Raw genomic sequence first — 11,129 nt, 5'->3', positions numbered from 1 at the left:
TTATGATATAGTTCTTAGAATTACTAAAATGGTTTTAAGTTTAATACCTTATGGAGTATTTGCACTAATTGCAGTAGCTGGTGCAAAAAATGGAATAGATACTATTAAATCATTAATAGGAGTTATATTGGCTGTTTATATATCAGCATTAATTCAAATGGGTGTGGTTCATACAGGATTAGTTGCATTTATAGCAAAGAAAAATCCGTTTAAATTTTTAAAAGGAATCTTCCCAGCACAAGTTGTAGCTTTTACAAGTCAAAGTAGTTATGGAACATTACCTGTTACAATTAAATCTTTAGTTGGAAATTTAGGAGTTAAAGAAGAAATTGCAAGTTTTGTAGCTCCACTTGGTTCTACAATAGGAATGAATGGATGTGGAGGACTTTATCCAGCAATAGTTGCAGTTTTTGTAGCTAATGTTTTTAATATAGAGCTTACTCCTTATTCATATGCTTTAATAATTATTACAACAATAGTATCTTCAATAGGGATTGCTGGAGTACCAGGTGCTGCAACTATGTCAACAACTGTTGTACTTGCAACCTTAGGCCTTCCAATTGAAGGAATGGCAATGGTTATTGCAGTAGACTCTGTAATTGATATGATAAGAACTACAACAAATGTAACTGGTTCAGCAGTTGCGGCAGTTGTAGTTAATGAGACAGAAAAAAGGAAAAATAAAAATATAGCAAATATAGAAGTAGTGAAAGAAATATAAAGAAATTATACGAGCTTTTTTATTTTAAAAAGCTCGTATTTTTATATTTTTACTATAATAAATTTTTAGTAATTAATAAAGTTGTGTAAATAAAATGTCAATTCTTAATAATGTGCAAATATTTACATAAGGTAATAGTTTTTTTGCTTTAAAGAATTATAATGAAGTAAAGAATACAAAAGGTTTTAAAGGGAAAATATATTTTGAAAGGTAAGGGATGTTATATGAAAAATTTAAGAAAAGGAAATTATAAAAATTTAAGTTTACTTAAAAATAAAAAGCTTAATAAAAAGGAGATAGATAAGAGTACTTTAATTAAAATTGGTGCTATAGCTGGTGCTGCAACAGTAGCTGCCATAGGAGCTAAAAAACTTAAAGAAAAATCAAAGGTAAAAGAAGAATATAAAGTAACATATGTAAATTATGAAGATGGAAAGGTTTATTTTGTAGGTGGAGGTATTGCTTCACTTGCAGGTGCAGCTTATCTTATAAGAGATTGTAATTTCAATGGTGAAAACATTCATATTTTTGAAGGAATGAATATTTTAGGTGGAAGTAATGATGGAATAGGAACTCCAGAGGGTGGATTTGTATGTCGTGGAGGTAGAATGTTAAATGAGGAAACTTATGAAAATCTATGGGAACTATTCTCTAGTATACCTTCATTATATATGCCTGGTATGAGTGTAACCGAAGAAATATTAAATTTTGATCATTTACATCCAACTCATGCTCAAGCTCGTTTAGTAGATAAAGATGGTGTTATTTTAGATGTTAAGAGTATGGGATTTACAAATGCTGAACGTATGGCACTTGGAAAACTTATGATGATTGATGAAAAGAAATTAGATGACCTTACTATCGAAGATTGGTTTAAGGATATGCCACATTTCTTTGAAACAAATTTCTGGCATATGTGGCAAACAACATTTGCATTCCAAAAGTGGTCTAGTCTTTTTGAATTTAAACGTTATATGGGACGTATGATTTTAGAATTTTCACGTATTGAAACATTAGAAGGGGTTACACGTACTCCTTATAATCAATATGATTCACTTATTCGTCCATTAGAAGCTTATTTAGATAAATATGGAGTTAACTTCCATACAGATACTGTTGTTACTGATATAGATTTTAAGGATGGAGAAGGTATAACAGTAAGTAAGATACATGTAAATGAAGATGGAACTGAAAAAGAAATTGAACTAAGTGATAATGATGTTTGTATTATGATAAATGGATGTATGACAGATTGTGCAACTTTAGGTGATTTAAATACAGCTCCAGAATTTAATTCAGCAAATCCAATATCAGGAGACCTTTGGAGAAAAATAGCAGTTAAAAAAGAAGGACTTGGAAATCCAGAACCATTCTTTGGACATCCAGAACAAACTAATTGGGAAAGTTTCACAGTTACATGTAAAGGAAATAAAATGCTTAAACTAATCGAAGAATTTTCAGGAAATATTCCAGGAAGTGGTGCTTTAATGACATTTAAGGATTCAAGTTGGCTTATGAGTATAGTTGTTGCAGCACAACCACACTTTGTAAATCAACCAATTGATGAGACAATATTCTGGGGATATGGATTGCATACAGATAGAGTTGGAGATTATGTAAAGAAACCAATGCGTGACTGTACAGGTAAAGAATTATTAACAGAACTTATTTATCAATTACACATGGAAGAACATTTAGATGAAATAATGGACAGTGTAGTCAATGTAATACCATGTATGATGCCATATGTTGATTCACAATTCCAACCACGTAAAATGAGTGATAGACCACAAGTTGTACCTGAAGGATCAACTAATTTTGCTATGATTAGTCAATTTGTTGAAATACCAGAAGATATGGTATTTACAGATGAGTATTCAATACGTGCAGCAAGAATTGCTATATACAAATTATTTAATGTAAAAGATAAAAAGGTATGTCCAGTAACTGAATATAAGAAAAATCCTAAAGTGTTAAAGATGGCATTAAAAACTGCTTATAGAAAATAAATTAAAAAATAATTTGAAAATATACTAAAAATATATATAATATATAGAGCTAAGTAATACTAAATATAGTGCTGTATTATTTAGCTCATTTTAATTATGCAAAAATTTTATTAAATTTATTTTATGAATACAAAAATGGTGTATAATATGGAAGAAATAATAAAAAATATGATAAGGAGGTAATAAATTTAATATGAAAGTGTTTTATAGAGTAATAGCGACTATTGGTTATGGATTGTTGGCAGGTATTGGAATAAATTCATTCTTAACTCCTGCTAAAGTATATTCTGCTGGAGTTACTGGATTATCACAGTTATTATCAGCAACTGGAACTGATTTTTTAGGAATTAATATAAAGATTTCAACTTGGGTATTATTAATTAATTTGCCACTTATATTTTTATCATGGAAAAAGCTTGGAAAAAAGTTCACTTTTTATAGCCTTTTAGCAGTACTTTCATCATCATTCTTTATTAGAATAATACCATCTTATAAGATTACAGATAACATACTTTTGGCATCAATTTTTGGGGGAATACTTACTGGAGCAGGAGTTGGATTTTGTTTTAGATTAGGTTTTTCAACTGGAGGAACAGATATTATAATACTTGTAATTCAAAAAATGACAGGTAAATCTGTTGGACAGCTTGGATTTATATTAAATGGAATTATATTATTTATGGCAGGAATAATGTATGGTTGGGAAATGGCATTATATAGTTTAATTTCAATATATGCTACTACAAAAGTTCTTGATTTATTCTACATTCAGCAATATAAATTAACCGTTAATATATTTACAAAGAAGGAAAAAGAAGTTGTACAAGGATTACTTGAAAACAACTTGCGTGGAGTTACTGTAAATGCTAATTTGCGTGGTGGATATACTAACGAAGAATTAAGTTCAATAGTTACAGTTATATCAAAACAAGAACTATTTTTTATAAAAAAAGTAATTTTAGATATAGACCCAGATGCATTTGTTAATGTTCAACCAACAATTGAGGTTATGGGTAAATTTATAGATAAATCTTTGATATAGTAATTTCTAATTAAAAATAAATCCCTAAAAGTTTTACTTTTAGGGATTTATTTTATATTGTTGCTACTTTAGCATTTACTCCATCAAGATTATTTAATTTATCTTTTAATTCATTAATTTCGTCTTGATTTTCATTAAGTAAGTCTAAAATTATAAGACCAGATTGAGAGCATGAGTTTGTGCTAGCTTCATGAAGACCAAGTCTTGTTTTAATTATACATCCATGTTTAGTTAAAAGCTCTTGAACTTTTGGTGCAATTTCATTTCTTGGTGAAATTTTAATTAACATAATTGAAAACATACGCTACCTCCTAATATGTATTTAATATTAATCTTATCTTTAATATCTTTCTATAGTATTAACAAAAATCCTTTATTTAATTATGTAAATAATAATAAAACAATCAATTAGATAAGCAATATAATATACAAATTGTAACATAAAGGTTAAATGTTTAAAAATATTTTAAAATTATTAGTAAAATTAGGTATAATAGTAATATAATTTAATTATATTAAATTTTATAGTTAAAAAATAAAACCAAAGGTAATAGAGTACTTATGAAGAGAAGAAAAAAGAAGATTATTTTATTAATAATTTTTTCTGTAATAATAGGAACATTAATTATATCGGTTACATTAATTTATAAAAACAAAGAAAATAAGCCTTATATAGAAATTAAAAATAAAACATTAATTGAAATTAGAAAGTATATTGAAGATAGAGATTACAATAAGGCTGAAGGGAAAATTAATAGCCTGTTAAATAATAAAATTATGCAGGAATTATTATGTGGAAATGAAAAATTTATATTATATAATTATCTAGGTATTATAAATTTACAACAAGGAAAATTTTTAAATGCTATAGTTAATTATGAAAAATCAAATAAATATGCTGATAAAAGTAATAAATTAAAATCACTTATAAATATAGCAATATCTTATAGAAATATTGGTGAATATGTAAAAAGTTCAGAGATGTTACTTAAGATTTCTAAGGAAAAAATATATGATAGGCAGGAAAGTGCTTATATTAAAGCCTATTCATTACTTAATTTAGCAGAAATACATTTAAGGGTTGGAAACTTTAGGGAGTTTAAAAATGTTCTAGACAATTCATATCAATATATTAATTATATATCTCCTGAATATAAAGATGATATATTAATTATTTATTATACATATGTAACTTTAGACAATATAAATAATGGGAAGTTAGATGAAGCAGAAAAATGTTTATCTAAAATTAAAGAGTTGCAAAAAAGAAATAAAAGAATAGATTTTACTGAATTAGATGTATTAAGGCTTAGAGCTATTGCAAACTTTTACTTAAAAAAGGGTGAAGATAAAAAATCAGAAGAGTATTTTAAAAAGTTAGAAATAGAGGCACATAAAGAAGGGGAAACATACTTAGAACTAGAAGCTTTAGGTAAAAGAATAGATATTTCAAAGAAAATAAATAAACAACAGTATATTAGACTTTTAAAAAAATATTATGATAGAGAAGAAGAAATAGAGCAGCTTGATAATTCTCAATGTAAATATCATTTAAATAATAAATTTATTGAAGAAATTAATAATTCAATGAATAAGGAACTTTGGAAGTCTATATTAATACTTACTGTTTTATTTTGTATATTAGTATTTTTATTAGTTAAAAAGGTAAGTAAATCTGAAAAGGAATCTATGAAAGATCCATTATGTGATATTTATAATAGAAGATTTTTAAATAATTATATGGAGAAAATAAATAAAAAGGACATTCCAATATCTATACTTATGATAGATGTTGATTATTTCAAACTTTATAATGATAATTATGGTCATCAAAAGGGGGATTTGGTTTTAAAAACAGTAGCAAATGTTTTAAAAAGAAGTTGTAGAAAAGGTGATGTAGTTGCTAGATATGGTGGAGAAGAATTTTGCATTGTATTGAAGAAAACATCAAAAGAGGAAGCAATAGATATAGCAAGAAAAATAAAATATAACATTAATAAAGAAAATATTTCTCATAATTTTTCAAATGTTGAAAAATTCGTAACTTTAAGTATTGGAATTGCAAATATATATTCTTTAGATCACTTAGGAAGTTCGATAAAATTAGCAGATAAAGCTTTATATGGAATTAAGAATTCTGGACGTAATGGATATATTCATATAGAAGATATGATAAAAGAGGGGTTAGTTGATTAAAACTTAACCATAAATAATGGTTAAGTTTTAATTTTAAGGAGCCTCTTTATATTTATAATTAAATTTCCAGCTTATATTATCCAAATTTGTATTTTTTAAATTAAAAGATTTATTGTTAAAGGTAAATTGAACTCTTTTAGCATGGAATGGATAGAAAAATTTAGGTATATCTATTTTATCTAGTATAATTCTTGCAAATGGTGTTCCTTTTGAATCGGTTAACTCTAATTCAAAATCTTTTATTTCTGTTAAAGTTAAATTAGTTCCGTTGTAAATATAACCATCTAGAACTAAAGTATCGGATACTTTATATAGATTATTTACTATTAAATTTACGTTGTTTGCTTGAACAGAAAAATCACTTGTGCTGAAAAGTTTTTCTTGAGGTTTAGATTTAGGTTGTGATGCATTAGCTTTAATTGGTATTAAAATCATCGTAAAAATTATAAAAAATCCAAAGATTTTATTGAATTTTGACTTCATTAGTATTCCTCCTTAATTAGATATATATAGTATATAAATCAAGTTTTTCTATCTTTATATAGTATTGTTTGCTAAAAAGAGGAATTTATACTAAATAAATTTAAAAATTTATAAAAATAAAAGACCTCCGTAAATAACGAAGGTCAATTAGAAAGGGTTTAATATAAATTGCTAAGGTGTGATCTTAACAATATTGGGATTGGGGGGAAATAATTTAAATTTTAAATTATTTTATTGGGTATTATAATAATTGCCATATAATCAATAAAATATTCAAAATATAAAAAATTTTTTATAAATCTACAAGAGCACAACCTTGTACTACGTTTAAATTATTTTTAATACAATAATCTAGTATATCTTTACTTTCAGCACCAGGTTGTATAAGTATATTTTTAATTCCTAAAGAATTAGCTTCTTTTATGTATTTAAGTCCTTCAGCACTATTTATGCATAAATCAATAGCTTCTATTTTATAAGGAACTTCTTTTAAAGATTTAAAAATTTTATTTCCACCTTTAGGATGTACACCATTAGCATTAAGTCCATTATTTTTAAGCTTTTTTAATATTTTATGTGCATATTTTGATTCGTTAGAGATATCTCCAATAACAACCCAATTATTAAAAGTTCTAAAAATTTCTACGCTCATAAAAACATCTCCTTTTTAAAGTTCAGATGTACAATGAGGACATCTAGTAGCTTCAATATTTATTTCAGTAAAGCAATAAGGACAATCTTTTGTAGTAGCTTCTTCCGTAGCCTTTTCTTTTCTAAAGGCTCTATCTTTAATTTTATTTAATTGTCTTATTACTATAAATATAGAAAACGCGATTATTAAAAAGTTAAGTATATTATTTAAAAATATTCCGTAATTAATAGTGGCTGCACCAGCTGCTTGAGCTGCTTTAAGTGAATCATAGGGTTTACCACTTAAGTTTATATATAAGTTAGAAAAATCAACTTTACCAACAAGAGAACCAACAGCAGGCATAATAATATCATTTACTAAAGAAGTAACTATCTTTGAGAAAGCACCTCCAATAACAACACCAATAGCTAAATCAACAACATTGCCTCTCATTGCAAATTTTTTAAATTCATTCCACAAAACAATCTCTCCTTTCTTTTTATAATATTGTATCCTAATTAAATATAAATAATAGTAATGTATTAAAAAATTATCACAAAATTTTTTAAAAGGTAACAAATTATTAAAAAATAATACATTTTAGGTAATAATATAATTTTTTTGATAATTATTATAAATAAATATTTTATATAGTTAGAGATTTATTTTAAAAATGAATATAAAAAATATAATAGATAAATATTTAATTATATAAATTTTATAAAATTAAATAGAAATATATTAAAAAGTCTTTAAGCTTACTATATTTTTAATATTTTTTATTATAAGAAAGTATTATAATAAATTTATATGTTTTTAGAAATAGAAGGTGAAAAGATGAGAGATTTAGATTATAAAAGTTTAAGTAGTGAAATTATAACAAGAAATAATTTTTTATATGAAGAAAATAGAGAAGCATGGAATAGAGCAATACAAAAATATCCTAAGGTTATATGTTATCCAAAGACAGCTAAAGAAGTTATAGAAGCTTTAAAATTTGTAAAAGAAAATAAAATTAAATTTAGAATAAGGTCAGGACGTCATCATTATGAAGGGTATTCAACTGGAAATGATATATTTATTATAGATGTAAGCAAAATGAATAATATTTATGTTGATGAAGATAATAAAACAGTAAAAATAGATGGTGGAGTAAGAAATAGAGAACTTTATGAAGCTTTAAATTCACTAGGATATCCTTTCCCAGGAGGAGGATGTCCAACTGTGGGAGTTATAGGATTTACCTTAGGAGGAGGTTGGGGATATTCAAGTAGATTACTTGGACTTGGATGTGACAACTTAATAGAAGCAGAATTAGTTAATTGTGATGGAGATTTACTTACTTTAAATAATGATGTAAATAAAGACTTACTTTGGGCACTTAAAGGTTCAGGGGGAGGAAATTTTGGAATAGTTACTTCAATGACATTTAAGCTTCCAAATAAAATTGAAATGGCAACTTTAATAAATATTGATTTTAATAATATTGATATTGAAGAAAAAATTGATATAATTGAAGAACTTCAAAATACATATAAAACTTTAGATAGAAGAATGAATTTAAAAACAGCTATATATAATTCACAAGAAAAAGGTCACGGTATAAAAATGACAGGACTTTTTTATGGAAAGAAAGAAGAAGCTAATAAGATTTTACAAAGTATTAAGTCTAAGGGAAGTAAAATGTACTATAATTTAGAGTACATGACTGTTTTAGATGCTAATAGATGGATACAAGATAGTCATCCAGATTATGAAAAGTATAAGTCTGGAGGAAGATTTGTTCTTAGAGATTATAATAGAGAAGAAATTAAAAAAATTATAGAAGTTGTATCAGAAAGAGCAGAAGGTTCAACATATACAGCTGTTTCATTTTATGGTTTAGGTGGAGCGGTTTCTGATATTGAAAAAAGTAATACAGCATTTTATTATAGGAATGCAAAATTTATAATGGGCTTTCAATCTGTATGGGAAGATTTAAAGTATGCAGAAATAAATGTAAATTGGGTTAAAGAAAGATTTGAATTTATAAAATCAATTACAGAAGGTTCATTTATAAACTTCCCAATAGATTCATTAGATGACTATGAGAAAGAATACTACGGAAAAAATATAGTGAAATTAAAAGAAGTAAAAAGAAAATATGACTCTAATAATACATTTAATTTTGAGCAAAGTATAAAGGGTATTTAATAAGAAATATAAGGATTAAAAGTTAATATATAAATATAAAAAGCTCTAGTAATTTATAAAAATTATAAATTACTAGAGCTTTTATTAACTTTATAATGAATATTCACTTTATGCATTATAAAATTTATGCAAAAATATATAAAATAATTTACTTATGAAGGAAAAATTTCAATATATTACATTGAATATCCATCAAAATAGTGGCTTTTAAGGGGTTTTTATTAAAAAATATCTTAAATTAGCGAAAAAAGTGTATATTTTACAAAAAAATATAAAAAAAATATTCCTAATTTATGCATTGAATATTCATATAATTGAAGGAAATCCTTCTTAATAAAATTTCGTGCAAGAGTACAGTTAATAAGGGTTAATACATTATATGTAATTAATAATATTTTTTGGGGTGAATAAAATCAAAAAATACTATACACTTTATGTAAAAAAATGGCTTGTAATCGTTTTTTGAGGGGCTATAATTATAACTGTAAACAGCGTTAGCAAAAAGCATTTGACCCCTAACATGTTTATAAAATAACTAAAGAAGAAAGAGAGTGATAATATGAAGAATGATAGAGCTTTAAATGTTACCTCAGAAATAGGTAGATTAAAAACAGTTTTATTACATAGACCTGGAGAAGAAATTGAAAATTTAACTCCAAATCTATTAGACAGATTATTATTCGATGATATCCCATACTTAAAAATTGCAAGAGAAGAACATGATGCATTTGCAAAAACTTTAAGAGATGCAGGAGTAGAAGTTCTTTACTTAGAAGAACTTGCAGCAGAAGCAATTTCAACTAGCGAAGAAGTAAAAAAAGAATTCATAAATGAATTTATTACAGAAGCTGGAGTTGAAAGTGAATCATTAAGAGAAGCATTAATGAAATATTTCTTAAGCTTCGAAAATAAGCCAATGGTTGATAAGATGATGGCAGGAGTTAGAAAAGAAGAATTAAAAGAATATCATAGAGATTCTTTATATGATTTAGTAAATAGCACTTATCCATTTGTTTGTGATCCAATGCCAAATCTTTACTTTACAAGAGACCCATTTGCAACAATTGGACATGGTATAACATTAAACCATATGAGAACTGAAACAAGAAATAGAGAAACATTATTTGCAAAATATATATTTAAATATCATCCAAGATTTAAAGATAAAGATGTTCCATTCTGGTTCAACAGAGATGAAACTACTTCATTAGAAGGTGGAGATGAATTAATACTTTCAAAAGATACATTAGCAGTTGGTATCTCACAAAGAACTGATTCAGCTTCAGTTGAAAAGCTAGCTAAGAGAATATTATTCAATGATGATACAACATTCAAAACAGTTTTAGCTTTCCAAATACCAGTAAGTAGAGCATTTATGCACTTAGATACAGTATTTACTCAAGTTGACTATGACAAATTCACAGTTCATCCAGAAATAGTAGGACCTTTAAATGTTTATGCAATAACAAAAGATCCAGAAAATCCAAACATGCTTAAGACTACTAAAGAAGTGGATACACTAGAACATATATTAAGCAAATATTTAGATAGAAAAGTTACATTAATTAAATGTGGTGGTGGAGATGAAATAATCGCTGCTAGAGAACAATGGAATGATGGTTCAAATACATTAGCTATTGCACCAGGAGAAGTTATTGTTTACTCAAGAAACTATGTAACTAATAAAATATTAGAAGATTATGGAATTAAAATACACGTAATTCCATCATCAGAATTATCAAGAGGTAGAGGCGGCCCAAGATGTATGTCAATGCCACTAATAAGAGAAGATCTATAATTTAAAACAATATAAATATACAAATAGTTTAAATATATAAATTTAAGTGTTTACTA

Annotated in this window: 10 protein-coding genes; 6 read left to right on the top strand and 4 right to left on the bottom strand. The window is 25.9% G+C overall.

Annotation, left to right across the window (positions count from 1 at the left end; genetic code table 11):
• The 3 genes from Q4E08_RS10595 to Q4E08_RS10585 form a co-directional block, all read left to right on the top strand.
• Window positions 1-721, top strand: a 721-nt coding sequence (locus Q4E08_RS10595) for a dicarboxylate/amino acid:cation symporter (RefSeq protein ID WP_303130800.1), incomplete at its 5' end; no start/stop codon positions are given.
• Between the two features lie 224 nt (window positions 722-945).
• Window positions 946-2,730, top strand: coding sequence for an oleate hydratase (locus Q4E08_RS10590; protein WP_303130798.1), 1,785 nt, complete (start codon window positions 946-948; stop codon window positions 2,728-2,730).
• Between the two features lie 193 nt (window positions 2,731-2,923).
• Window positions 2,924-3,772: a YitT family protein gene (locus Q4E08_RS10585; RefSeq protein ID WP_303130796.1), complete on the top strand. Its 849-nt coding sequence runs from the start codon at window positions 2,924-2,926 to the stop codon at window positions 3,770-3,772.
• 52 nt (window positions 3,773-3,824) lie between these two features.
• On the opposite strand, the gene Q4E08_RS10580 is transcribed toward Q4E08_RS10585, so the two are convergent.
• Window positions 3,825-4,073 carry a hypothetical protein gene (locus tag Q4E08_RS10580; protein WP_303130795.1) on the bottom strand — a complete coding sequence of 83 codons (249 nt, stop codon included), beginning with the start codon at window positions 4,071-4,073 and terminating at the stop codon, window positions 3,825-3,827.
• A gap of 260 nt (window positions 4,074-4,333) precedes the next feature.
• Between Q4E08_RS10580 and Q4E08_RS10575 the strand changes: the two genes are divergently transcribed.
• Window positions 4,334-5,968: a diguanylate cyclase gene (locus Q4E08_RS10575; RefSeq protein ID WP_303130793.1), complete on the top strand. Its 1,635-nt coding sequence runs from the start codon at window positions 4,334-4,336 to the stop codon at window positions 5,966-5,968.
• A 33-nt stretch (window positions 5,969-6,001) separates the two neighbouring features.
• Here the strand turns inward: Q4E08_RS10575 and Q4E08_RS10570 are convergent, their stop codons facing one another.
• The 3 genes from Q4E08_RS10570 to mscL form a co-directional block, all read right to left on the bottom strand.
• Entirely contained in the window at window positions 6,002-6,451 is a 450-nt protein-coding gene (locus tag Q4E08_RS10570; protein WP_303130792.1) for a hypothetical protein, read from the bottom strand.
• 292 nt (window positions 6,452-6,743) lie between these two features.
• Window positions 6,744-7,103 (bottom strand): CoA-binding protein, encoded by a 360-nt coding sequence (locus Q4E08_RS10565; RefSeq protein WP_303130790.1) that lies wholly within the window; start codon window positions 7,101-7,103, stop codon window positions 6,744-6,746.
• 15 nt (window positions 7,104-7,118) lie between these two features.
• Window positions 7,119-7,562 (bottom strand): large conductance mechanosensitive channel protein MscL, encoded by a 444-nt coding sequence (gene mscL, locus Q4E08_RS10560; RefSeq protein ID WP_303130789.1) that lies wholly within the window; start codon window positions 7,560-7,562, stop codon window positions 7,119-7,121.
• A gap of 357 nt (window positions 7,563-7,919) precedes the next feature.
• Between mscL and Q4E08_RS10555 the strand changes: the two genes are divergently transcribed.
• Window positions 7,920-9,275 carry an FAD-dependent oxidoreductase gene (locus Q4E08_RS10555; RefSeq protein ID WP_303130801.1) on the top strand — a complete coding sequence of 452 codons (1,356 nt, stop codon included), beginning with the start codon at window positions 7,920-7,922 and terminating at the stop codon, window positions 9,273-9,275.
• A 559-nt stretch (window positions 9,276-9,834) separates the two neighbouring features.
• Window positions 9,835-11,073 (top strand): arginine deiminase, encoded by a 1,239-nt coding sequence (gene arcA, locus Q4E08_RS10550; protein ID WP_303130788.1) that lies wholly within the window; start codon window positions 9,835-9,837, stop codon window positions 11,071-11,073.
• The last annotated feature ends 56 nt before the right edge of the window (window positions 11,074-11,129 follow it).

It is taken from the genome of Clostridium sp. (assembly GCF_030532265.1).
Lineage (GTDB): Bacteria > Bacillota > Clostridia > Clostridiales > Clostridiaceae > Clostridium.
Note: the sequence above shows the minus strand (reverse complement) of the source record. Positions and strands in the feature narration are given on the sequence as shown.